The organism is Chryseosolibacter histidinae (genome assembly GCF_018598225.1).
GTDB lineage: Bacteria > Bacteroidota > Bacteroidia > Cytophagales > Cyclobacteriaceae > Chryseosolibacter > Chryseosolibacter histidini.
The window spans coordinates 29,005-54,147 of sequence record NZ_JAHESF010000033.1; the positions used below are offsets into that span (position 1 = coordinate 29,005).

At 48.5% G+C, this 25,143-nt stretch carries 20 protein-coding genes; 13 read left to right on the forward strand and 7 right to left on the reverse strand.

The genetic code is table 11. The features are described 5' to 3' along the window. Position 1 precedes the first annotated feature (1 nt). A complete protein-coding gene (locus tag KK083_RS24195; protein WP_254168309.1) occupies positions 2-1,249 on the reverse strand; it encodes a BaiN/RdsA family NAD(P)/FAD-dependent oxidoreductase in 1,248 nt (415 codons plus the stop codon). 243 nt (positions 1,250-1,492) lie between these two features. Between KK083_RS24195 and KK083_RS24200 the strand changes: the two genes are divergently transcribed. Beyond that, entirely contained in the window at positions 1,493-2,137 is a 645-nt protein-coding gene (locus KK083_RS24200) for a lipid-A-disaccharide synthase N-terminal domain-containing protein (RefSeq protein ID WP_254168311.1), read from the forward strand. A gap of 196 nt (positions 2,138-2,333) precedes the next feature. Continuing rightward, complete coding sequence (locus KK083_RS24205) at positions 2,334-3,566, forward strand: THUMP-like domain-containing protein (RefSeq protein WP_254168313.1); 1,233 nt, start codon at positions 2,334-2,336, stop codon at positions 3,564-3,566. Here KK083_RS24205 and KK083_RS24210 read toward each other — a convergent pair whose 3' ends face one another. Then, entirely contained in the window at positions 3,567-4,055 is a 489-nt protein-coding gene (locus KK083_RS24210) for a peroxiredoxin family protein (RefSeq protein WP_254168315.1), read from the reverse strand. A gap of 11 nt (positions 4,056-4,066) precedes the next feature. Then, positions 4,067-4,258 carry a hypothetical protein gene (locus KK083_RS24215; protein ID WP_254168317.1) on the reverse strand — a complete coding sequence of 64 codons (192 nt, stop codon included), beginning with the start codon at positions 4,256-4,258 and terminating at the stop codon, positions 4,067-4,069. A gap of 71 nt (positions 4,259-4,329) precedes the next feature. On the opposite strand from KK083_RS24215, the gene mfd reads away from it, so the two are divergent. After that, on the forward strand, positions 4,330-7,707 hold the full coding sequence (gene mfd, locus KK083_RS24220; RefSeq protein ID WP_254168319.1) for a transcription-repair coupling factor: 3,378 nt from the start codon (positions 4,330-4,332) through the stop codon (positions 7,705-7,707). Here mfd and KK083_RS24225 read toward each other — a convergent pair. Then, positions 7,668-7,961, reverse strand: a complete 294-nt coding sequence (locus tag KK083_RS24225) for a hypothetical protein (protein ID WP_254168321.1) — start codon at positions 7,959-7,961, stop codon at positions 7,668-7,670. The genes mfd and KK083_RS24225 overlap by 40 nt on opposite strands. Before the next feature lie 259 nt (positions 7,962-8,220). On the opposite strand from KK083_RS24225, the gene gldJ reads away from it, so the two are divergent. After that, the gene (gene gldJ, locus KK083_RS24230) at positions 8,221-9,438 is read left to right on the forward strand and encodes a gliding motility lipoprotein GldJ (protein WP_254168323.1); all 1,218 of its coding nucleotides are present in this window, start codon (positions 8,221-8,223) and stop codon (positions 9,436-9,438) included. Positions 9,439-9,615: 177 nt separating this feature from the next. On the opposite strand, the gene KK083_RS24235 is transcribed toward gldJ, so the two are convergent. Next, positions 9,616-10,320 carry a ComF family protein gene (locus KK083_RS24235; protein WP_254168325.1) on the reverse strand — a complete coding sequence of 235 codons (705 nt, stop codon included), beginning with the start codon at positions 10,318-10,320 and terminating at the stop codon, positions 9,616-9,618. A 63-nt stretch (positions 10,321-10,383) separates the two neighbouring features. Between KK083_RS24235 and KK083_RS24240 the strand changes: the two genes are divergently transcribed. From KK083_RS24240 to KK083_RS24280, 9 genes are all read left to right on the forward strand, one after another. Further along, positions 10,384-10,725, forward strand: coding sequence for a carboxymuconolactone decarboxylase family protein (locus tag KK083_RS24240; protein ID WP_254168327.1), 342 nt, complete (start codon positions 10,384-10,386; stop codon positions 10,723-10,725). After that, positions 10,718-11,098 (forward strand): hypothetical protein, encoded by a 381-nt coding sequence (locus tag KK083_RS24245; protein ID WP_254168329.1) that lies wholly within the window; start codon positions 10,718-10,720, stop codon positions 11,096-11,098. The genes KK083_RS24240 and KK083_RS24245 overlap by 8 nt, the downstream gene beginning before the upstream one ends. A 119-nt stretch (positions 11,099-11,217) precedes the next feature. Next, positions 11,218-14,676: a coiled-coil domain-containing protein gene (locus KK083_RS24250; protein WP_254168331.1), complete on the forward strand. Its 3,459-nt coding sequence runs from the start codon at positions 11,218-11,220 to the stop codon at positions 14,674-14,676. A 13-nt stretch (positions 14,677-14,689) separates the two neighbouring features. Beyond that, positions 14,690-15,094 (forward strand): ATP-binding protein, encoded by a 405-nt coding sequence (locus KK083_RS24255; RefSeq protein WP_254168379.1) that lies wholly within the window; start codon positions 14,690-14,692, stop codon positions 15,092-15,094. Continuing rightward, the gene (gene ybeY, locus KK083_RS24260; RefSeq protein ID WP_254168332.1) at positions 15,094-15,513 is read left to right on the forward strand and encodes an rRNA maturation RNase YbeY; all 420 of its coding nucleotides are present in this window, start codon (positions 15,094-15,096) and stop codon (positions 15,511-15,513) included. The genes KK083_RS24255 and ybeY overlap by 1 nt, the downstream gene beginning before the upstream one ends. Positions 15,514-15,636: 123 nt before the next feature. Continuing rightward, positions 15,637-17,499 carry a tRNA uridine-5-carboxymethylaminomethyl(34) synthesis enzyme MnmG gene (mnmG, locus tag KK083_RS24265; RefSeq protein WP_254168333.1) on the forward strand — a complete coding sequence of 621 codons (1,863 nt, stop codon included), beginning with the start codon at positions 15,637-15,639 and terminating at the stop codon, positions 17,497-17,499. A 122-nt stretch (positions 17,500-17,621) separates the two neighbouring features. Continuing rightward, on the forward strand, positions 17,622-18,386 hold the full coding sequence (locus KK083_RS24270; protein WP_254168334.1) for a class I SAM-dependent methyltransferase: 765 nt from the start codon (positions 17,622-17,624) through the stop codon (positions 18,384-18,386). Then, complete coding sequence (locus tag KK083_RS24275; protein WP_254168335.1) at positions 18,383-20,083, forward strand: Ig-like domain-containing domain; 1,701 nt, start codon at positions 18,383-18,385, stop codon at positions 20,081-20,083. The genes KK083_RS24270 and KK083_RS24275 overlap by 4 nt, the downstream gene beginning before the upstream one ends. Before the next feature lie 258 nt (positions 20,084-20,341). Then, on the forward strand, positions 20,342-22,234 hold the full coding sequence (locus tag KK083_RS24280; RefSeq protein ID WP_254168336.1) for a tetratricopeptide repeat protein: 1,893 nt from the start codon (positions 20,342-20,344) through the stop codon (positions 22,232-22,234). 195 nt (positions 22,235-22,429) lie between these two features. On the opposite strand, the gene KK083_RS24285 is transcribed toward KK083_RS24280, so the two are convergent. Next, the gene (locus tag KK083_RS24285; RefSeq protein WP_254168337.1) at positions 22,430-24,898 is read right to left on the reverse strand and encodes an ABC transporter permease; all 2,469 of its coding nucleotides are present in this window, start codon (positions 24,896-24,898) and stop codon (positions 22,430-22,432) included. Further along, positions 24,892-25,140: a hypothetical protein gene (locus KK083_RS24290; RefSeq protein ID WP_254168338.1), complete on the reverse strand. Its 249-nt coding sequence runs from the start codon at positions 25,138-25,140 to the stop codon at positions 24,892-24,894. The genes KK083_RS24285 and KK083_RS24290 overlap by 7 nt, the downstream gene beginning before the upstream one ends. Positions 25,141-25,143: the final 3 nt, after the last annotated feature.

A 25,143-nucleotide genomic window follows, 5' to 3' on the forward strand; every position in this document is an offset into this window, starting at 1 on the left:
GTTACCAGTGCGCTACGGAAATTGCCTTGGCTGCCAGGTAAGCGGTGCTCCACGCAGCCTGGAAATTAAAGCCCCCGGTCTCACCGTCGATGTTCAATACCTCGCCTGCAAAATATAACCCGGGCATCTTTTTGCTCTGCATAGTGGCGAGGTCAACCTCCTTCAGGTCAACGCCTCCGCACGTAACAAACTCTTCCTTAAAGGTAGTCTTACCCTTGATCTGAAAGGGGCACCGGATCAGGAACTCCATCAGGCGATTCATGTTCTTCTGGGGCAACTCCGCCCAGATCTTGTTATCATCAATATCGGCAAGCTCGCAAACCCGCACCCATAACCGTTGCGGAAGGGCGAACAAAGGATTGGAAAGCACCTTCTGCTTGCCGCGATTCTTTTTGTGCTCGAGCAATTGCAGCCGGATGTCATCTTCCTTGGCAGGACCGATCCAGCTTACCAGCGCCGTGAACTGGTACTGGATGTTGTGGAGGTGCTCCGCCGCCCAGGCCGAAAGTTTGATCACCGCCGGGCCACTCAGTCCCCAATGCGTGATGAGCACAGGACCTTCCTGCGAAAGTTTTGTTCCGGCAATCCTTACTTCTGCCGCCGGCACCGCCACGCCCATCAGGTCACTGAATTTTTTTTCAGAATCATTGAAAGTAAAGAGCGAAGGAATGGGAGGAACGATGGTGTGACCTGCATTGGCGATCCAGTCGTAGGCCTGTTTTCCGGGACTTCCGCCCGTGGCAGTCAAAACGTTATTACTGTAATAGGTCTTACCGGTCTGGGTGTGCACTTTGAATCCACTTCCATCCCTCTCTAACTTCACAACCCCTTCGCCCATTTCGATCCTGATCTTCAGGCGCTGCGCTTCCTGCATCAGGCAGTCGATGATGGTTTGGGAGCTGTCAGTAATAGGGAACATGCGACCGTCGTCTTCGGTCTTGAGCTTTACATTTTTCGATTCAAACCAGGCAACTGTTTTAGAAGCTTCGTAGGTTCTGAAAACATTCCGCAGTGGTTTCTCACCCCTTGGGTAATGGCGGGAAAGTTGCGCCGCGTCAAAACAGTGATGGGTCACGTTGCAGCGACCTCCGCCGGAAACCTTAACCTTCGCCAGCAGCTTGTTCGACTTTTCGAGGAGTAGCACCTGAAGACCCGGTTTCAGTGTTGCCGCCTGGATGGCACCATAAAAGCCGGCAGCACCTCCGCCGATAACAATAAGGTCATATTTTTTTAATCCCTGATCTTCCACGCTTCAAACTTACGTGCGTTAATCCGATATATCTGCAATTATAGATTAGAACCCATCTCAAAAATACCTTTTGAAAATTTCCGGCGTCTTTGCCCATTCTGCTTCGTTGGCCTTTTGTTCAGACTACCTCTTGTATGAGCAGCAAAAGCACGCCTCGCATAATGGCCAAATACTTGAAATTTCCTTAAAATCTATTTTCGAGATGGGTTCTAGACTGGTTTTCTGTTTCTTTGCGCCTCAATCATGGAATTTGTTCAAAAATACGGCATTTATGGTCTGGGCTTCTTTGCGCAGTCACTTTTTGGCGCCCGCCTGATCGTGCAGTTATTGCTTTCTGAAAAAAAGGGAAAGGTGGTTTCTCCCACCATCTTCTGGCAGCTGAGCCTGATGGCATCCTTTCTTTTCCTCATCTATGGCATCATCCGTAACGACCTGGTGATCATCATCGGGCAAACGTTGTCGTACCTGATCTACATCCGCAATCTGCAGCTGAAAAACGACTGGGTGAAATTTCCGCTCATCATCCGGGTTATCATTTTTGCTTTGCCGGTATTGGCGCTCGGTTGGATCGTGATGGGTTCAGAGAACAAGCTCCAGGATATTTTTAGCAATAGCGACCTATCGCATCCCATCATCGCCATTGGCGCGGTAGGCCAGCTGATGCTGAACCTGAGATTCATTTATCAGTGGTATTACTCAGAAAAGCACAGCGACTCCATTTTGCCGCTGGGCTTCTGGGTGATCAGCAGCGTTGCCTCGGTGATGATCCTGGCTTACGCATCTTATCGCCTCGATCCGGTTTTGCTCGTAGCACAAGGCATGGGCATTTTCGTTTACCTGCGCAACATCGTTATACATTTTAAAGCGCGGGCAAAGACGGTCAATTGAATTCTTGCAAGTTGTCGTTTATTATAGGCTTTCATTACTTTTGAGGAAGAAGCCATGAAAGATCATTTCATCCCTAGACAGAATCCAGGTAAGTCAAGAAAAAAAAAGATTCTTAACAGACGTTTAAGGGAGTATTCAAAGAATCCGAATAATGTTTCCCCTGTCAGGGACGTGCTTCTAAGGATTGAACAAAAACTTGGAAAACCAGGCCAAAGCAATAATTGAATCTCTGTTCTCAGAACAAGTACAGAACTATATCATCACACACGAACATGATGATGAGCGCGACCTCGTTCTGCGGCACAAAGAAATACTGGGAGTGCCCTCAGCTGTTATAGCTGAGCAGATCGCCGGCCGAAGAAAAGCCAAGGAAAAACTTCCGTTGTATTATCAAACACCTGGCATCGTCTATCCGCCCGCAATAAACCTTGAACAGACTTCCTCTGAACAAACCGCCCGCTTCAAGTCTTCGCTCATCACGGAAGCCCTGGCCGCCCATGGCGACAAACCTCTTGCACGGGCAATCGATCTAACTTCTGGTCTGGGCATCGACACTTATTTCCTTAGCAGGATCTTTACCCACTTCGATGCCGTGGAACCCAATCCAGGTTTGCTTGAAACAGCACAGCACAATCATCAACAGCTTGGCGCCACAAACATCCGCCATCACAATACCACGGCCGAGACATTTCTCGCACAGCTGAACGAAAAGGTTAACCTGGTCTTCATCGACCCGTCGCGAAGAACTTCAAACAAAAAGGTCTTCACACTTACGGATAGCGAACCCGATATTGTCAGCCTTCAACACACGATCTTTGAAAAAACAGACAACCTTCTCGTAAAAGCTTCTCCGCTGCTCGACATCAGCCTGGCCTTGAAAGCGCTCGATTTTGTAAAAAGTGTTTATGTAGTGGCCGTCGACAACGAAGTGAAAGAGCTGCTGTTCCTGGCAGAAAAAGATTTTAATGGCGAGCCGCTGATCCACAGCGTTAACCTGCTGAAACAACGCCACGATTCTTTTTCATTTTCATTGACGGATGAAGCCACCACTATAGCAAAGTTCTCCGATCCACTTGTGTATCTGTATGAGCCCAATGCCGCGATCCTGAAAGCCGGCGCGTTCAAAACCATAGCCCAGCGTTTTAAGCTTGCCAAAATTCAGTCGAGCACACATTTGTATACTGCAGATCTTCTCGCCGAAGATTTTCCCGGAAGGATTTTCCTTATCGAGGCGCGGGTTAAGCCTGACGCGAAAAGCCTGAAACCATTCTTCCCGGAAGGAAAGGCAAATATCACCACGCGCAATTACCCGCTCACCGTGGAGGAGCTGAAAAAGAAAACAGGTTTGAAAGATGGTGGTGAAAAATTCCTGATCGGTTTTTCGGGCGTTATAGAAAAATTCCTGGTGGCCGCCCGTCGGGTAAAGTGATCACAGGTATTTCACGATCACGCTTACATCAGTCTGGCCGTTGAATTGTTGCACCAGCTTTCCCTGGTTGGTATAAATATAAACCGAAGGCGCCTGGATGGGACCGAAGTTGTTCAGCACATTTTCCGTAGCCGTCCAGCCGAACACAATGTTGTCTTTCCCTGACAATTTATAGTCTGCCGCAAACTTTTGAATCTCCGCCATCGGTGCAGACGACACAAAGTACAGCGTATATCCCGCAAAGGAGGCAAGCTGTTCACGGATATCTTCCGCTTCGTGCTGGCAGTGATCGCAGTCGGGCTGAAAGAGGATCAGCACATTTTTCCCCGTAAGGGTTTTGGCATCAATGGTTTTTCCATCCGGAAGGCTGATGGTCATGGCCGGAAGATCGTTGGGTACAGCCACCGGTTTCTGTTCAACTTCTTTTTCTTTTTTGGCACAGCCTGTCAGCGCTATCAGCACCGTTAGAAATATTAACATTTGTTTCATGTCTCCTGAATTCAGCCTAATAAAACCATTCCCCAATAGGCGGCGTGACTCACCAGCGCCACCAGCCCGTAAACCCTGATCACCTTTCTCCTGTTCTGAACGTCTTCCCACCATAACATCACCCACGGTTTGTAGAGGCCGATCAATAAAAAGAGCAGCGCCATGAAACTCACATACAGGAAAAGCTGTTGAAAGAAACTCATGGCACCAAAATTATAGAAATGCCTGTATATTTGCGGCTTCCCCGCTAAGGAATAAAGGATTTAACGGCAGTTTGAAGGCGAACGATTTTTTAAGCATCTATCGCGCGGATGGTCTGGTCAAGACCGTGGCCGCAAGGATCAAAGCATCTGAACAGAAAAACATCCGCATCAAAGGCCTCTCCGGAAGCCTCGATGCCATACTTCTGGCCGCAACTTTCAAGGTTCACCCGCTGGATTATGTGGTGGTGCTCCAGGACCGGGAAGAAGCCGCTTACTTTCAGAACGACCTGCAAAACCTGCTCGACCGCGAGGTCCTGCTTTTTCCGATGTCGTACAAACGGCCCTACGAGTTTGACGAGACCGAGAACGCCAACATCCTCATGCGGGCCGAAGTGCTCAACCGCCTGGCCAACAAGACCACGGCCGATATTATCATCACGTACCCGGAAGCCCTGAGCGAAAAAGTGATCAATAAACGATCGCTGGCTTCGAACACGTTTACCGTTACCCTCAAAGAGAAGCTCGATATCTCGTTCCTGGAAGAGTTCCTTCATAACTACGATTTCGAAAAGACCGACTTCGTTTACGAGGCCGGGCAGTTTGCCGTACGCGGTGGTATCATAGACGTATTCTCCTTCGCGCACGAGCTGCCTTACCGCATCGAGCTTTTCGGCGACGAAGTAGACAGCATCCGCTCATTTGAACCGGGCTCGCAGCTCTCCGTGGGTAACCACGACAAGATCAGCGTGATCCCCAACGTTCAGACCCGGCTGGTGCAGGAAGAACGGCAGTCGTTTCTTGAGTTCATCTCGCCGCAAACCCGTTTGTGGTTCAAAGACTTTCAGTTCACCTGCGACATCATCCAGAAGAGCTTCGAAAAAGTGGAAGGCTCGTTCGATAAGATCCTGAAAGAAAGTGGCAACACCCAGGTGGTGGCAAGCCCCGAGCAACTGTTCGACCAGGGCTACGCGTTCTTACAACGGTCACAGAATTTTTCGCGCATCGAGTTCGGTTCACGCTTTGTGCTGGAGCAACCCCAAACATTCGAGTGGCAGTCTTCGGCGCAACCTTCTTTTAACAAGAACTTTGAATTGCTCGCGGGCAACCTGAGCGATCACCAGCTGCAGGGCTTCAGTAATTTTATTGCAGCCGATATGCCGCGCCAGCTTGAGCGCCTGAAAGGGATCTTTGACGAGATCAGCTCGCAGGTACAATTTCAGCCCCTGGATTTTTCGCTGCGGCAAGGTTTTGTAGACATGGCCCTCAAAATGGTCTGTTACACAGACCACCAGATCTTCGAACGTTTTCACCGCTATCGCGCAAAAGAAAAATTCTCCAAGACCAAAGCGCTCACCCTCCGCGAGCTGCAAACACTTCAGCCTGGCGACTTCGTAACACACATCGATTACGGCGTTGCCAAATTTGCCGGCCTGGAGAAAAAAGAAGTGAACGGGCACGAGCAGGAAGCTATCAGGCTTGTGTATCGCGATGACGATCTGCTTTACGTGAGCATCCACTCACTCCACAAGATCTCCAAGTATTCCGGCAAAGATGGGGCACCACCCCTGGTGAATAAACTGGGAACGCAGGAGTGGGAAACGAAAAAGAACAAAGCCAAGAAACGTGTTAAGGATATCGCCAAAGAGCTGATCGAGCTTTACGCGAAACGGAAAACATCACCTGGCTACGCTTATACGCCTGATGGTTTTATGCAGGCCGAGCTTGAGTCGTCTTTCATTTACGAAGACACCCCTGACCAGGCCAAGGCTACCGAAGATGTGAAGCGCGATATGCAGATGCCGCACCCGATGGACCGTCTTGTTTGCGGCGACGTGGGTTTCGGAAAAACCGAGGTGGCCATCCGCGCAACGTTCAAGGCTGCCACCGAAGGCAAACAGGTTGCCGTGCTCGTGCCCACCACCATCCTGGCCATGCAACACTACCGCACTTTCAGCGACCGGTTGTCTAACTTTCCCGTAAAGGTTGAATACATCTCGCGGTTCAAGACAGAAAAGGAGATAAAAAATATCCTGGCCGAAGTGAAGGAAGGAAAAGTGGATGTGCTGATCGGCACCCACCGCATTGTGAGCAAAGACGTGGAGTTTAAAAACCTGGGCTTGCTCGTGATAGACGAAGAGCAGAAGTTTGGCGTGAAGGTGAAAGACCGGCTCAAGGAACTGAAAGTAAATGTTGACGTGCTCACGCTCACGGCCACGCCGATCCCGCGAACCCTGCACTTCTCACTGATGGGTGCCCGCGACCTCAGCATCATCTCCACACCTCCGCCCAACCGCCAGCCCGTAACCACCGAGTTGCATACATTCGATGAAGTGATCATCCGCGATGCCGTGAGCTACGAGCTGAGAAGGGGAGGACAGGTGTTTTTTGTGCACAACCGTGTAAGCGATATTGAAAGTATTGCCAACACCGTTTACAAACTGGTGCCCGATGCGCGCATCGGCATAGCCCATGGCCAGATGGACGGCGACAAGCTGGAGAAAGTAATGTTGAAGTTTATCGATGCCGAATACGATGTGCTGGTATCAACCAACATCATTGAGTCCGGTCTGGACATCCCGAACGCCAACACCATCATCATCAACTCGGCGCACATGTTCGGACTTTCAGACCTGCACCAGATGCGGGGCCGTGTGGGAAGGTCGAACAAAAAAGCGTTTTGTTATTTGCTTACGCCGCCGGCATCGCTGCTCACGTCTGATTCGCGCAAGCGGTTGTCTGCCCTCGAAGAGTTCTCGGAGCTGGGCGATGGTTTTAAGGTGGCGATGCGCGATCTCGATATCCGCGGTGCGGGTAATTTATTGGGTGCGGAACAGACCGGGTTCATCAACGACCTGGGCTTCGATACCTATCACAAGATATTGGACGACGCTATCCAGGAATTGAAGGAGACCGATTTCAAAGATCTGTTCGCGGCAGAGCTCGCCGAAAAAGCGAAGCTCATTGTTCAGGACTGCGTGATCGAAACAGACCTCGAGATTCTGATCCCTGAAACGTATGTGAACAATACAAGCGAACGACTGCAGCTGTACTCACGCCTCGACAATATCAAGGACGAAGATCAGCTTCAGAAATTCACACGAGAAGTGAAAGACCGGTTCGGAGCGCTGCCGCCTTCAGTAGAAGAGCTCATCAACTCAGTGCGGCTGCGCTGGCTCGGTGAACAGCTGGGATTTGAAAAGCTCAGCCTCAAGAATGAAAAGCTCAGGGCTTACTTCATTTCCAACAAGGACGATTACTTCAATTCCGATACCTTCGGAAAGATCCTTAGTTTCGTACAAAAGCATTCGCGGCAATGCAAGATGAAAGACAGTGCCGGCAAGGCCATGCTGGTTGTAGAGAACATCAAAACAGTAGATTCCGCAATTGAGCTGCTGACCCAGATGACCGGTCAGCCGTTCAAATCTTCCAACGAGATCTTGTCGAGATAAGGATCGAGTCCAATAGGTTTGTCGAAGGCATTGATCATAAGCACCTTTTGATGCTTGGGTGAATAGAATACCTCGATAAAAAATTTACTCGCGTGGTAGAGGAAAACTTTGCATTCTCCCAAAGTACGTTGGCTGAGATAACTTCCGCTAAAAGTGATAAGATCACATTTCTTTTCAAACGGCATGATCCTGAAATCCTGCAGAGTATACATGGTAAGGTAAATTTCAGTGATATATACGAAATAACGTGCCATGGTAATTGGCCGCTTTAAAGGTTTGTTAAACGCTGTTTTTTACCACTTCTGCTGTAGGAATATTCCCAGAAATAGACTGCTCTTTCTCAAATGCAATAACATCCAGGGCTCGGCGTTCAAATAGGCAGGTCGTCGGAATGTTCAGTGGTGTAATACGATCTTCGGTGTTGTATTAAAGATGTATGATTTAAAACTGATCTGCTTGGAAAACACTTGATTATGTCCTTATATTAGCAATTCTTTTAAATCAAAAACTAAAATGAAGTATTCTTTCAGAGCTCTTTTGTTTGTGCTTGGCGGATCAGTAGCTCTATCAGCCTGCTCGTTGTTCGGTGGTGGCGGTGGAAAGCCCACAGCCCAGAATCCCGGACAGGTTTCTTCAGCCACAGGGTTGGCGTATAACGATGAAGACGCCGGGGGATTCATGGTGAATGCCTATGAAGGTCAGCCCGACGCTCCCAACATGGTTTTCATTGAAGGAGGCCGTGCAGTAATGGGCTCTTTCGAGGAAGATGTGATGTCGTTCCGCGATAACATCGAAAGAACGGTATCCGTAGCATCCTTCTACATGGACGAAACCGAGATCGCCAACATTCACTGGCTCGAATATATCCACTACCTGGCGAAAGACTCTTCGCAGGAAGCTTACCAGGCAGCCCTCCCTGATACCATGGTATGGGTAAGCCACCTTGCGTTCAACGATCCTTATGTTGATCACTATTTCCGTTACCCTGGTTTCCGTTACTTCCCTGTGGTAGGTATCACCTGGAATCAGGCTAACAAATACGCTACCTGGAGAACCCAGGCTGTGAACATCAAGCTTGCACAAGATGCGGGTGAAGAATATGCCGAAAGCGATGGCCGCATTCCGCTGGAATCTGGTATCGTGGTGCCTTCTTACCGCCTGCCTACAGAAGCTGAATGGGAATACGCTGCTCAGGCCCTGATCGGAACTCAGTGGCTGGAAGAAATGCAAACCCACCAGCGCATCTATCCCTGGGATGGTCACGCAGTTCGTAACCCCTATGGAAAACAGATGGGCTTTATGCTGGCTAACTTCAAAAGAGGCCGTGGTGACTACGCCGGTATTGCTGGCCGCCTGAACGACGGTGCCCTCATCACTTCTTATATATATGAGTTCCCTCCGAACGATTACGGTCTGTACAACATGGCCGGTAACGTGAGCGAGTGGGTGATGGACGTTTACCGCCCGATGTCGTTCCAGGACTTCGATGACCTGAACCCTATCCGCAGGGATGGTTTCCTGGATGACGCCAAGAACTACAATAACCAGGAGAAAAACCCTGAAGCATTTACCTCATTGATCACTGACCGTGCCCGCGTTTACAAAGGCGGTTCATGGAAAGATGTAGCTTACTGGATGTCGCCCGGTACACGCCGCTACCTCGATCAGGACTCAGCTGCCGCAACCATCGGCTTCCGCTGCGCCATGATCCGTGCCGGCTCCAACTACTAGGCCATATCTCTGAAAGATATCCGAAACCCCGTCCGAAAGACGGGGTTTTTTGTTTCCTACCAATAAGCTGATTTCTTCCTCCCAACCGCCTTCGGTTAAGTACGCAGGCTCAACTTTGCATGACTCCATCGGAAGGTCCGGACTCCTGACTCCTTACTCCTGGCTTCTGGCTCCTTTTCACTGGGTCGCTGCAATACAAGCAATGCTCAATTCCCTGCACCCCGCATCAATCAACGCCTGCCCGCAAGCTTCCAGTGTCGCCCCCGTTGTTACCACATCGTCTACCAGCAGGATCTTCCGGTTGTCAATCTCGGCAGGCCGGGTTACCCTGAAAACATTGCTCACATTCTGCCACCGGCTCAAGCGCAATTTGCGGGTTTGGGTATTGGTGCTGACAATACGTTCCATCAGGTCATCGCGGCACGGAACACCCAACGCCTCTGACAAACCTTTGCCAAACTCTTCGCTCTGATTATATCCGCGTTTCCGCCTCCGCGAGCTGTGCAGCGGTACGGAAATGATCAGGTCGAACTTTCGCGCATAACCCGCATGGAGCAGGTCGTTGCCATACATTCTGCCCAGCGCTACCCCGAGCTCCGGTTGGTTCTTGTACTTCAGCGCATGCAGCAGGTGCTGAACCCGGCTCCCCTTCACAAACTTAAAGAGCGTGATGACTTGCGATACGGGAAGCCGGCCCCGGAACTTGTTGTAGAACGGGTTCTCTCTTTCAAGGTGGTAATATGACCGGGGAAGCTCGAGCATACAATTGGTGCAGATCAGCTCCTCCCCACGCACCAGTGCCCCCTGGCAACCGGTGCAACAACGTGGAAAGAAAAGAGCCACAAAATCGCGGAGTATGTCGAGGGCTGCTGAATTGTTCAAATCAATAATATCTTTGTTGTGAAAAACTAAATTGAATTTAATCAGGTTTATCCAAAAATACTTATGGGATTAGTAGAAGACTTTAATGCCTACCGCAGCAAAATGAACGAGAAGATCATGGACTCCGACAGCCTGATCATTAAGCGGATCTTCAACCTCGATACCAATGCTTACGCGGAAGGGCATCTCGATATAAAATCAAAAGAGCTCATCGGCCTTACCTGTTCACTGGTGCTGCGCTGCGACGACTGCGTAAAATACCACCTGGGAAAATGTAAGGAGGTTGGCTTTACAACAGACGAGATCAACGAGGCCATGGGCGTGGCCACCCTGATCGGCGGCACGATTGTTATACCTCACCTGAGAAGAGCCTTTGAATTCTGGGAGGAGCTTCAGCATGTTTAAGCGCGACCTGGACCTTGAAAGAAAATGGAATGGCCTGCTCGATGACCTGAATGATATCATCGGCAAAAAACCCAAAGACCTCAACGGCGTATTGTTTCTCATCGGTGTACAAGAGCTGGGAAAAGGCAACCTTACATTTTCCAAAGAGGAGAAGCAAGACCTGATGCACATCGGCATTTGCAAGGTGCTGAGCCTGGCCGGTTACTATATCCTTGAAGGTCACGATCAGCAGGGATGGCCCCATTGGAAGCTGGTCAAAAAATTACCGCACTTCGATCTGCTGGAACAGGAGAAACTCCTGAAGATGCACGTGATGGAGTACTTCGAAAAAGAGTACGACTGGCAGTACACTCCCTCGTCTCCCGACCAGTAACAGCAAGGCAAAGCCGGTGCTCTTTCCTGGCTTTGATTGCACTTGAATAGAGCTTATATTAGTTCTGAACTCAACTTTGAGTGGCATAACTTCGTTTTCTAATTTAAACGGTCTGGACGATGAGCGATGGAGTAGGGCATATTCATGAAAAGATCAGATCTTTTCAGAGAAAGTATTACCTCAATATCTTTATCAGGGGGGTGATACTCACCCTGGCGGTTCTTGTTGGTTATTTTGTGCTCGCCTCTCTGCTCGAGCACGCCCTATGGCTGGGCCAATGGAGCCGGTTGCTCATCTTCATAACGTTCTTTGGGGTAGCGGGTTTTTGTGCCTTCCGGTTTCTGAACCAACCCTTCCGTTGGTGGCTCGCCAAGCGTGGACTGAATGACGAAGAAGCCGCGCGCATCATCGGCGCCGCCATGCCTTCTGTGAAAGACCGGTTGGTGAACCTGATCCAGCTTGAGAGCGCCGGCAAAGATTCCGGTCTCGCTTATGCCAGCATCCGCCAGAAGTCCGAAGAGTTTCAGCCGCTTGCCTTTGACACCGTTGTTGACCTCAGGCAAAACAGAAAGTACCTGAAGTACCTCGCCATTCCAGTTGGCATTGTGCTCATCATTTTATTGATCAACCAGAACATCCTCTTCCAAAGCACCAACCGCATCGTTCACTTCAACCGTGAATATTCACCCGAAGCACCCTTCACTTTTGCGATCGGCAATAAATCGCTGACAGCATTTTACAACGAAGATTTTACCATCGAGCTCGAGCTCAAAGGCGAGGCCATTCCTCCCAGCGCTTACATCGTTTCTAAAAACCAGCGCTTCAAAATGGAGAGTCTCGGCGGGGGCAAGTTTCAATACACGATCGAAAGAATTCAGCAGCCGATGGATTTCCAGGTGGAAGCTGCGGGTTTCTTTTCTGAAGCTTACGAGGTGGAGTTGGTCAGCCGTCCCGAGGTAACGCAGTTCACCGTAGAGCTCGAGTACCCGCGCTACATTCTGCGCAAGAATGAAAAGATCGTGAACGCCGGCAACCTCGAAGTACCCGAGGGCACCGTGGTTCGCTGGAAGCTGATGACCTCCAATGCCGAGAAGGCCAACATCACCTTTGCCTCTGATAATCAGCCCAATGACTTTCAAGGCATTGATAATCAGACATTTAGCTACTCAAAAAAGTTCGGAGAGCCAGATCAGTACGAGATCGCCCTGGAAAATAACAGGAGCCGGAACAAAGAAAAGATAGCGTACCGGGTTGATGTAGTTAAAGATCAGTATCCGCAGATCGTTGTGAACAACTTCAAAGATTCAGTGCTTTACAAGCGCGTGATCTTGGGTGGTATGATCGGCGACGATTATGGCGTTACACAACTGTCACTGAATTTCCGGATCCGCAACGAAGATCAGAAAGAGATCCTGAAGCGTGAGGTGAAGATCCCGATCTCCCGGAACCAGTTACAACAAAGCTTCTTTTACAACTGGTCCATTGATTCACTAAAACTCAGTCCCGGCGACCAGCTCGAGTATTACCTCCAGGTATGGGATAACGACGGCGTGAATGGAAGGAAGTCAACCCGCTCGGCAAGTTATACTTTCCTGGTGCCCACAGAAGACAACCTCATCGCCGAGATCAGCCGCTCGCAATCACAGACACAATCGCAGATCGATAAGAGTGTAGACAAAGCAACACGTCTGCAGGATCAGATCGAGCAGGCCAACCAGAAATTAAAAGGCAAGCAGAACCTCGATTGGCAGGACAAGAAAATGCTGGAAGATATCATTCAGCAAAAGACGGGACTTGACCAGATGGTGGAGCAGCTGAAAGAGCAGAACAAATTGCTGGAAGACAAGAAGGATGCATTTACGGAACAGGACGAACGCATCAAGGAGAAGGCGGAGCAGATCAAGAAATTGATGGACGAGCTCCTGGATGAAGAGACCAAAAAGCTTTTTGAAGAGCTGAAGAAACTGCTGAATGAGAACACCGATGTATCGCAGATCCAGAAACTCCTCGACAAGCTCAACCAGAACACCAACAATCTTGAAAAGGAACTGGAGCGTACGCTGGAGCTCTTCAAGCAATTGCAGTACGACTTCAAGCTTGACCAAACCATCCAGGATCTGAAGAAGCAGATCGAAGAGCAGAAGGAGCTGCTGGAGAAAACAGAATCATTGGAGAAGGAACAGAAGTCAGGCAAGGATCAGAAAGACGACAAGAAGAATAGCAAAGGAGACAAGGATAAGCAGGGAGACGAAAGCAAGGGCGGTGATAAAGATCAGAAAGCCGGAGAGGAGAACAGCGACAACAAAGATCAGAAGGACCAGAAGGGTGGCGATGAAGATTCCCAGAACACAGACAGCCAGGAGTTGGCCAAAGATCAGGAGAAGCTGATGGAAGAGTTCAAAGAGACCACTGAGAAGATCAAGGAGCTTGAGAAGCTGGGAGACGAGCTCGATAAGAAAGACGAGCTTCCTGGCGAGCAGGATTCCAAAGAAGTTCAGGACCAGCAGCAGCAGAGCAAGGAAATGCTTCAACAGAAGCAACCTTCAAAGTCAAAGCAGCCCCAGAAGAAAGCCATGGAACAGATGCAGCAGATGCAACAGCAGATGGAAGGCATGCAAAGCTCTATGATGATGGAGATGGATATGCAGAACCTGGAATCGCTGCGTCAGATCCTGCACGGCCTGGTGAAATTGTCTTTTGACCAGGAGGGATTGATGAAGGAGTTCAATGAGCTTCAGCAGAACGACCCGCGCTTCAATACACTGGCCCAGTTGCAGCTGAAATTGAAAGATGATGCCAAGGTTTTGGAGGATAGTCTGCTGGCATTAGGTAAAAAGGATCCGATGATGGGATCGTTCATCACGAAAGAGATTGGCGAGCTGAACAACCACCTTGACAAAGTAATTGAATCGAATCGCGAGCGCAGAAGGCCCCAGGCTTCAAGTGAGATGCAGATGACCATGACTTCTATCAATAACCTGGCGCTGATGCTGGATGATCATTTCGATATGATGATGCAGATGATGGCCAATGCCCAGCCTTCAATGAAGAAGTCGAACCAGAAGAAAGGGCAGAAGCCAAGCCTGAGCCAGATGCAGCAGCAACTGAACCAGAAGATCCAGGAGTTAAAGAATAGTGGAAAGAGCGGACGTCAGCTTTCAGAGGAATTAGCAGAGATGGCCGCTGAACAGGAGCGGATCAGAAGGGCGCTGCAGGAGATGCAGGAGAAGATGAAGAATGAAGGACAGATGCCGGGAGGAGATCTCCCTTCCAAGATGGAACAGACTGAAATGGAGCTGGTGAATAAGCAGATCACAGAGCAGATGATCAAAAGGCAGAAGGAGATCATGACCCGGCTCCTTGAAACGGAGAAGTCGATGAGGGAGCAAGACATGGATGATGAGCGCAAAGGCGAGACTGCCAAGGATTATGAAAAAGAAATACCCAAGGCCTTTGAAGAATATTTGCGGCTCAAAGAAAAAGAAGTAGAATTGCTGAAAACCGTTCCGCCTAAGCTTTACCCTTATTATAAGAAAGAGGTAAGTGAATATTTTAAGAGAATGGGTAACAATGAATAACAGTGCATTCATGATAAATACGATCAGCATCCAGGTTCCTTCAATGACAGAGAATATCAGAATGATTGAGAGCTTCATTGACAACGCTAAGGACAAGTTCCACCTGGACGATGACATCTATGGCAATATTATGATTGCCGTTACAGAGGCGGTGAACAATGCCATCAAACATGGCAACAATAACAACAAGTCTAAGAACGTGCACCTGAGCCTTTCCCTGCAAGACAGCCTTTTGAAGTTCACTGTTAAGGATGAAGGCTCAGGCTTCAACTACGATAACCTCCCTGATCCTACTGCCCCTGAGAATCTGGAGAAGCCCGGCGGCAGAGGCATCTTCCTCATGAAACACCTTTCTGACGAAGTGGAATTCAAAGACAATGGCCGGATCGTAGAGCTCAGCTTTTACATGAACGCCTGATGGCCTCCATTAACTTCTTTTCTCAGTTAGATTACTTTAAGTTTCCCCAACCCCGTAAAACCTCCGCCTGGATCCAGGCCGCAATCAAAAAAGAGAAGCGAAAGCTCCGACAGCTGAACTTTATCTTCTGCTCTGACGAAGATCTGCTCAAGATTAACCTACAATACCTTAACCATAAGACATACACTGATATCATCACCTTCGACAACAGCGATGTGAAGGGAGAGCTTGAGGGTGACATCTTCATTAGCGTGGATAGGGTAAAAGAGAACGCGGACAATCTGGAGTTGCCGTTCAAAGATGAGCTCCACCGGGTGGTGATCCACGGGGTTCTCCATCTCATTGGCTATTCCGACAAGACTTCTGCCAAGAAAAAGGAGATGCGCAAAAAAGAAGATGCTTATCTATCTTTGCGTTAGAATCGAATGATTTGCTCCACGACAGTGTTCCACGTGAAACCAATTGTGGAGTTGTGGAAGGATTTTGTGGACAAGTTTCGTTCCACGTGAAACGTTTATCGAATAAGGTCAATTCCAATACAGATGTTTAGAGAATATGATGTAATAGTTGTTGGTGCCGGTCATGCCGGCTGTGAGGCGGCAGCTGCAGCGGCTGCTATGGGGTCAAAAGTGCTGCTGGTTACTATGAACATGAACACCATTGCGCAGATGTCGTGCAATCCAGCAATGGGAGGGGTAGCCAAGGGCCAAATCGTCCGGGAGATAGACGCTCTGGGTGGAATGTCTGGAATCATCTCAGATAAGTCCATGATCCAATTTAGAATGCTCAATATGTCCAAGGGCCCAGCCATGTGGAGCCCCAGAACCCAGAACGATCGCATGAGATTCTCCGAAGAATGGCGCCTAGCCCTGGAACAAACTCCCAACGTAGACTTCTGGCAGGAAATGGCCAAAGAGATCATAGTGAAAGACGGCAGGGCGGTAGGCATCGTCACAAGCCTGGGCATTGAGATCAAATCCAAAGCGGTGGTACTAACCAACGGCACATTCCTCAACGGAAAGATCCATATAGGCGACAAGAACTTCGGAGGAGGGCGTGCAGCTGAAAGATCAGCTACTGGTATAACGGAACAGCTGGTAAGCTTGGGGTTTGAATCCGGAAGAATGAAAACAGGCACACCACCCAGGATTGATGGCAGAAGCCTTGACTATTCTAAAATGGAAGAACAGAAAGGAGACGAGAATCCCTCCAAATTCTCCTTCACTGACACAAGGCCCTTAGACAAACAAGTAAGCTGCTGGATCACCTATACCAACGATGATGTACATGGCGAGCTTCAGAAGGGCTTCGACAGGTCGCCCATGTTCCAGGGACGCATCAAAGGCCTTGGCCCCCGGTACTGCCCCTCTATAGAAGACAAGATCAACCGGTTTGCCGAAAGAGACCGCCACCAGATCTTTGTAGAGCCCGAAGGATGGAATACCATAGAGATCTACGTGAATGGGTTCTCAACCTCACTGCCTGAGGATGTTCAATATAAAGCCCTGACCAAAATACCAGGATTTGAGAACGCCAAGATGTTCCGCCCCGGATATGCTATCGAATACGACTTCTTTCCCCCAACGCAGCTTAAGCTTTCCCTGGAAACTCAAGTAATAGAAAACCTGTACTTCGCAGGGCAGATCAATGGCACTACAGGTTATGAAGAAGCAGCCTGCCAGGGACTGATGGCCGGCATCAACGCTCATAACAAAGTACACGATAAAGAACCTTTCATCCTGAAACGCTCCGAAGCCTATATCGGCGTACTCATTGACGACCTGGTCAACAAAGGCACCCAGGAGCCCTATCGGATGTTTACATCACGGGCTGAATACAGGATTCTACTCCGCCAGGACAATGCCGACCTGCGTCTGACCGAGCTCGGCCATAAGCTTGGACTAGCCAGCGATGAGAGAATGAAAAAGCTAGTCGATAAGAAAGCGGATATCGAATCACTCATTCAGGAGCTCAAAAAGTTCAAGGCAGAACCTTCTGTGGTGAACGAAGATCTTTCAACCCTCAACACGGCCACCATCCGCGAGAAAATCCCCGTTATCAATCTTCTCAGGAGGCCGCACCTTGGAATGAAGGAAATCAAATCAATCGATCAGCAACTTGAAAAATTGATCGGCAAATATTCCCCGGAAGTTCAGGAACAGGCCGAAGTACACATTAAATACGAAGCTTATATAGACCGTGAACAGAAGCTGGCTGAAAAGATCGGATCGCTTGAAACATTCAAGATCAAATCAGACTTTGACTACGACAGGGTAAAAGCTCTCTCATCCGAAGCACGAGAAAAACTGAAACGCATCAAACCTGAAACCATTGGTCAGGCTTCACGCATCAGTGGTGTTTCACCTTCAGACATTTCTGTGCTTACTATCTATCTCGGCAAATAATGATCGCAGTTAACCAGTGTCCGGTATGTGAGGGCAAAGTGTTCCGCCCATACCTCAAGTGTAAGGACCATACTGTTTCACATGAAACATTTCAACTGATCAAATGCGAAAACTGTAAACTGGTGATCACTTCACCACGGCCAACCAATGAAGCACTGGGCCGCTACTATTTATCAGACGATTACGTATCGCACGCAAAAAAATCCAAAGGTTTGTTTGATAAAGTCTACAAGACAAGTAGACTTTATACCCTAAGATGGAAGCTGAATCTTGTAAAAGAGAATCTCCGATCGAAAGGCAACTCAAGCACCATTCTCGACTTCGGGTGCGGCACTGGAGAGTTTCTGCAGACATGCAAACAAAATGGGTTTGTCACTACTGGGGTAGAACCTTCCGACATCGCCCGGGCGCACGCAGCCGAGCTCACCGCCGGCAAAGTTCACAGCACCCTGGAAGAAGTTGAAGGAAGCTTCCAGGTGATCACGCTCTGGCATGTGCTTGAGCACGTACCCGATCTCAATCAGAAGATCGAACAGCTCAAGAGCAAACTGGAAAAAGATGGCATAATGTTTATTGCTGTACCGAACCATCAAAGTTATGATGCTCGCACTTATCAGGAACGTTGGGCTGGTTACGATGTACCGCGCCACCTTTGGCATTTCAGCGAACCAACCATGAGCCAACTATTAAAGAAGCACGGCCTCACCCTGGAAAAAATAATTCCGATGAAGCTAGATGCGTTCTACGTGAGCATGTTGAGCGAAAAACACAGCAGCGGCAGAAGCTCCATCGGTGGATTCATACAAGGATTTGTGAATGGATTCCGATCGAACGCTTTGGCTAAACCCAATGAATACTCAAGTCTGATCTACCTGGTACGTAAATGAATTTAAAAAAGAATCTTCACTGGCCCATCTACTTTCTCTTTGTACTCTCGTGCGCAAAACAAACCTCACCCACCGGAGGGCCTAAAGACACCATACCACCCAGGCTCGTCAACGCGAACCCACAAAACGAAGCCATTAATTTCAAAGGCCGGAGCATCGAGCTTGAGTTCACAGAAATGGTAGCGGCCAACAATCCCAAGGAGCAACTCATCATCACGCCGTCCATGGGAAAAGACTTCGAAGTGAAGGCGAAAAAGAACTCCATCATCGTATCCTTCGAGAAAGACTTCCAAGACAGCACCACCTACACCTTTAACTTCCGCGATGCCGTTCAGGATGTCACAGAAAAAAACCCTGTCAGAAATCTGCAGCTCGCCATCAGCACCGGCAGCTACATCGACTCCCTCTCCATTCAGGGAAATGTCTATGACTTGCTCAAAGGAAAAGAGATCACCGAAGCAACGGTTGCCATCCATCCGCGCAACGACACCTTCAACATTCTCAAACATCCGGCAACCTACTTTACCAAAACAGACAAAAAGGGAAACTTTAAAATAGACCACCTTCGACCGGATGTCTATTACATCTATGCGATAGATGACAAGAACAGGAACCTCACCGCCGACAGCCGAACGGAAGCCTACGGGTTCCTCAAAGATTCTATCAACTTAGTCGAGGACACCACTCGGATCGAGATCGGCCTGATCAGGCTCGATGCCCGGCCTCTGAAACTTACCAGCGCCAGACCTTACAATACCTACTTCAATATCCGCGCTACAAAGAATCTCAAGACATTCTCACTGAAGGCTATTGACACTACACTATTACTATATTCCTTTGGTGAAGATCAGGCCAACATAAAACTCTACAACACTTTCGCAGATCGTGACAGTCTTGCCGTGAACCTTCATGCGGAAGATAGTATCGGCAACAAGCTTGACACGTTACTCTATGCCAAGATCTCAGAGAGAGAGGTAACCCCCGAAAAGTTCGAGATCGCCTTCAAGTCAACCTCACTGCTTGCCGATAAAGGATCGCTTAAGACAGTGCTCACTTTCACCAAACCCATCACAGAGATAAATTTCGACAGCCTTTACTTCCAGGTAGACTCTGCAACGCGAATACCTTTTGTTAAAGAAGATCTTGTATGGGAACAGATGCACAATACACTAACCATTACCAAAACATTAGATAAAGCGCTCTTCGCCAAACCCAAAACTGAAACGACTGACCCTCCACAGAAACCAAAGAAACCCGAACCGACAAAAAAGGGAAATCAAAACAAGACAAATCAGATTTACCTGGGTAAAGGAAGTTTTATCAGTGTAGACGGTGATACCTCAAAGAGTACCTCCCAATCCACAAATCCATTGAGGACCGAAGACCTTGCGATGATCATCTTCCAGATCAAGACTACCCAAAAGAACTTCCTTGTCCAGCTGCTCGATAAAAACCTGAATGTTCTCAGGCAAATGGTTAACAAAACAAAGGGTCAGTTCGAAGATCTCGAAGCCGGCGACTATATGATGCGGGTAGTAATTGACACAAACGCCAACAACGCATGGGACCCAGGAAATTATCTCAAACGACAGGAGCCTGAACGTTTGTTCTACTACAAAGATGAGAAGGGCTCGATGACCATTCCGCTGAAAACAAACTGGGAATTTGAGCTTTCCCCAATGTTGATAAACTATTGAAACCTATGTTGACAACTTTCAGAAAGGAATCTAAATTCTGTGTACAACGTTAAAACCAAGAACTGACAACGCCTGATGTGTACAGGTAAGCCTTTATCAACAGTTGCTAACATCCGGAAATACCCACACCAGATCTATGCACACAAAAAAAACATGTTGATAAAAGGATAAACGGCTGAACATTAAGTATTTGATTTCTTATTTTAGCTAACATCAAATCCACAAGGCCCGGGAACGCTTATTTATCAACTTTTCAACATGGCTTATTATATCTATTATATATATAATTTAATACTAATAATAAGAAAGGCAGTTTTCTTAATTCCTTTCCTGCTCACCTCCCTGGTGCTCTCGGCACAGAACCACAGTGAGATCCAGCTCGCCAATGAATACCTTCTGAAGGGTGACAAGAAGAAGGCGGTTGAGCTGTACAAGGATCTTAGTAAAAGTGATGCCAACGTTCCGCTGATCCACAACAATTATATCAACCTGTTGCTGGACCTGGGCGGCTACGAAGAAGCTCACGCTTACCTGAAAAAAATTCTGCGCCGCGATCCGGAGAACATGCAATACAAGCTCGATGTTGGTTTGGTGTATGTGCGCTCCGGCGACCTGAGCAAAGCGGACCGTTACCTGCGCGATATTATCGGTGAGGTAAAGTCCAATGTGCAGCTTTCAAAAATGATGTCGGATTACCTGGCTGCACGTTCACTGACGGAATACTCTATCCTGACCTTGAATGAATCCCGCAGCTTTTTGGGAAACCCGTACCTGTTTTGCCTCGACCTGGCCATGCTTTATCGCATCCAGGGCCAGCAGGATAAAATGGTTCAGGAATACCTCAGCTATGTAACCCAGAGTTCGGCCAACATCCAGTACGTAAAAAATGTGATGCAGGCGCTGCTGACCAAGCCCGAGGAGCTGGAGAGCCTGGAGCGGCTCTTGTACGACAAAGTGCAGAAAAATCCGGATGTGGAAGTTTATTCAGATCTGCTGATCTGGGTCACAATGCAGCAGAAAAACTTCTACGCTTCATTTATCCAAGCAAGGGCTTATGACAAGCGTTACAAAAAGGAGGGGGAAAAGTCCATGGAGGTGGCGAAAGTCGCTCTAGACAACGAGGATTACGAAAACGCGTCAAAAATTTACCGGTATGTGATCCGGGAGTACTCCGGCACGTCAAATCACCTGCTGGCGAGGCTCGGTCTGATCCGGACCAGGGAAGCCCGGGTAAAAGGAAGCTTCCCGGTAAACGTCGATTCTGTAAAAACGCTGATCGACGACTACCACAAATTCATTGAAAAATATCCGGACAACGCCAATTCGCTGGAAGCCACCCGGAACGAGGCGCTGCTGTTTGCCAATTTCCTTGATCAGAAAGATTCCTCGATCCAGATCCTGAACAAACTTATCCTCAATCCGCGGGCGTCACTTTACCTGAAATCGAAAGCCAAGCTCGACCTGGGTGATATTTACCTCATCAAAGGCGAACCGTGGGAATCGACACTCTTGTACTCCCAGGTTGAAAAAACGCAAAAAGAAAACCCGGTGGGCTACGAAGCGAAATTGAAAAACGCCAAATTATCATATTACAAGGGCGATTTCCGGCTTTCGCAAGAGCACCTGGACATTCTCAAAGAAGCTACAACCCGCGAGATCGCCAATGACGCCATGGAGCTGAGCATGCGCATCAAAGAAAACATCGCCTTCGATTCTGTGGGCGAAGCGCTGAAGCAGTATGCGGCCGTAGAGCTGCTGTTGTATCAGAACAAACAAAACGAAGCGTTGGAAAAAATAAAAAATCTGAAACAGGGCTCCGTAGGCACGGTAACTTTTTCAAACCAGACCATCCTCGACGATGTGTATTGGCTGGAAGCGAATATGCGCATGAAACGCGGCGAATTTGACGAGGCGATCGGCCTGCTGCAAAAAATTTTAACGGAATACCCTGACGACGTGCTGAGTGACGACGCTTACTTTCTTCAGGCCGAGATCTACGAGCGTCAGCTTAAAAACAAGGCAAAGGCTATGGAGATCTATCGCGAATTTTTGAACAAATACCCCGGAAGCGTTTTTGCGGCCGAAGCCCGGAAGCGATTCCGGACTCTTCGCGGCGATTTTTCTGGCGAACAGGAGCCGACCATCAACTGATTTTTCGAAAAAATTCAAAGTGCATTTTCAGTAACGGAAATGCACTTTTTTATTTTAGCCGAAATCGAATCTTTGTTTCTGGGTCAAATTTGAATTTTTGATCTGGCAAAGAATCGGCGGAAGCACACGAGAGTTCCAAATCGTCAAATGCGTTTCCAGGGCCGAAATGCACTTTTGTAAAAAGCCGATTTTCATTTATTCGTTTTTGAGGGAATTTACCGGATTGGCGATTGCCGCCTTGATCGATTGGTAGCCGATGGTGAACAGCGCAATGATCGCAGCAATAATTCCCGAAACCGCATACACCATCCAGCCAATTTCTGTTTTGTAACTGTAGCTCTCCAGCCAGCGGGAAATGGCGTACCAGGCAAAAGGAATAGAAATAATAAAGGAAATCAGGATCAGCTTACTGAATTCACGTGAAATAAGCACAACAATGTTGGTAACGGACGCGCCCAGAACTTTACGAATGCCGATTTCCCTGGTTCGTTGCTCGGTCATGAATGCGGTAAGCGCAAAAAGACCCAGGCAGGCAATCATAATGGCCAAACCGGCAAACAGGCCAAAGACGGTAGCCAGCCGGGTTTCAGATTCATACATTTTTTCAAAATCCTGGTCCAGAAATGAGTAAAGCAACGGCTGATCAGGCACAAATTTGCTCCAGGTTTGCTGAACGGCCTCAATAACCGCCGCGGTATTCTGTCCCTGAAACCGGAAAATGATGTTACCGGTGCTCTGGCGCAGCTGGAAAGCCAGTGGCTTGATCATCGTTTTCATGGGCGAGAAATGAAAATCCTTCACTACGCCAATAATGGTCCAGGTCGTCAACTGGGTTGGATCCGGTGTTCCATCAGGTTTTCTGCCAGTAATTCTGCTGATCCGCTGTCCTAATGCATTTTTTCCGAAGCCGAATTTTTTAACGGCCTCTTCATTCAGAATTATGCTAATAGAATCGGACGCAAATTCGGAAGAGAATCCCCGGCCTTCTTTTATTTCCATCTGCAATGTTCGCAGGTAATCATGATCGATGTTCCATACTTCCAAATGAAGCATATCATCCACTTTGTTGCCTGAAGAAACGGTTCCTTCTTTCCAGAAAGTATCGCCCCCGCGCCAGGTTCCGGTTACAGGAAGATAGCCAGAGATGGATCCGCTTTTGATAAAACTGTTGTTCATCATCTCTTCCTTGAATGCCCGGATCCTGTTGCCAAGCAGATAAGCTTCTTTGACAACGATCACCTGCTCTTTTTCGAACCCGAGTTTTTTTTGATGGATGAAGGTGAGCTGCCGGTTGATGGCTATGGTGGCTGTGATGAGAAAAATGGAAACCAAAAATTGGAAGACCACCAGCACACTTCTGATCGCTCCACTTCGCGCACCCTGCGATAGCTTGCCTTTTAAAACATCTACCGGTTTAAACGCTGATAGAAAAAACGAAGGATAAAGTCCGGCGGAAACACCAACGACCAGGGTGCTTAAAAATAAGATCGCATAGAATGCCGGATCGTAAAAGGGTATCGAAATTTTTTTAAGGGCGAGGTCATTGAAAACAGGAATGAACAGCTGGGCCAACACGAGCGCGATCGCCACTGAAAACAGCATGAGCAGCAACGACTCCATCATAAATTGCCGCACCAGGTGTGGCCTGAGCGAACCCATCACCTTGCGCATGCCCACTTCTTTTGCGCGGTTAGCCGAGCGTGCGGTAGAGAGGTTCATAAAATTGATACATGCTGCTACCAGTATCAGCAACGCGATGCCCGAAAACAAATAAACATACGTGATGCTGCCCGAAGGTTCCAGCTCATCGGTGAGGTTTGAATGCAGGTGGATATCGGTAAGTGGTGTTAAGCTGTACGTCCAGGTGTTTCCGTCTTTCAGGAATTTTTCAAAAGAGAAATCCGAACCTGCGATCCCGGCGAGCTGCGGTGCAACGTACTTCTTAACGATCTCTGGAAATTTTGTCTCGAGCTTTTTCGCGTCCGTGCCTTCCTTCAGCAGCAGGTAAGTATTAAAACCGGCGCCGCCGATCAGGATGGAAGACCTGGATTCTTCAAGATTTGCCATTGGAAGGATAGCCTCGAAATGAACATGGGTATTTACCGGGAAGTTTTCAAAAACGACCGTTACCTGATAGTTCTCGTCATCCAGGAAGAGCGACTGTCCCACAGCGTTTCCCTCCGGGAAATATTTCTCGGCCATTTTTCTGCTGATGGCTATCTGGTTAGGTTCTGCTAAGGCACGGTTTGCATCGCCATGCAACACGGGAATGGAAAAGACTTTGAAAAAAGAGCTGTCGGCCCACACCATTTCAGTCTCCTTGAAACGCTCTCCGTCGTTTCTATTTACCAGCACCGGACCCCAGCGTCTGACGATCCTTACGCTTGATTCTATTTCGGGAAAATTTTCCGAAAGCCTTTCCGGGAGCGCTGCGCTTACGGTAGCAAGTTTCGCATTGGTGCTGCCGAACTTGATCTCGCAGTTCACCCGTTGGATCCGCTCGGCGTTTTTAAAGTGGCGATCGTAGCTGAGCTCACTCATCACAAATAAAACCATGATCAGGCAGGCAGCCAGGCCAATGGCGAGTCCTGCAATGTTGATGAAAGAATAGAAGCGATGCTTGCGCAGATTTCGAAAACCGATGGTGAGATAGTTCTTTAACATAAGCGCGGGTTTTTGATTTTTTGAATGGATCGTTTGGCGCTGGATCTGGCGCAGCCCCGAAGTATGACCGAACGACCGGAGCACGTGTGATAGGCTTCGATGAAATTTTTTCCGGAAGCCATCTCGTTTTCAACACACGTGGCGATGTGATCGGTGAGCTCATTTTCAAGTTCATCGTGTACGATGCCCCGGTAGCGGAGATCCCTGACGATATAGCTGATATGGTCAGCTGTTAATCTCATCGG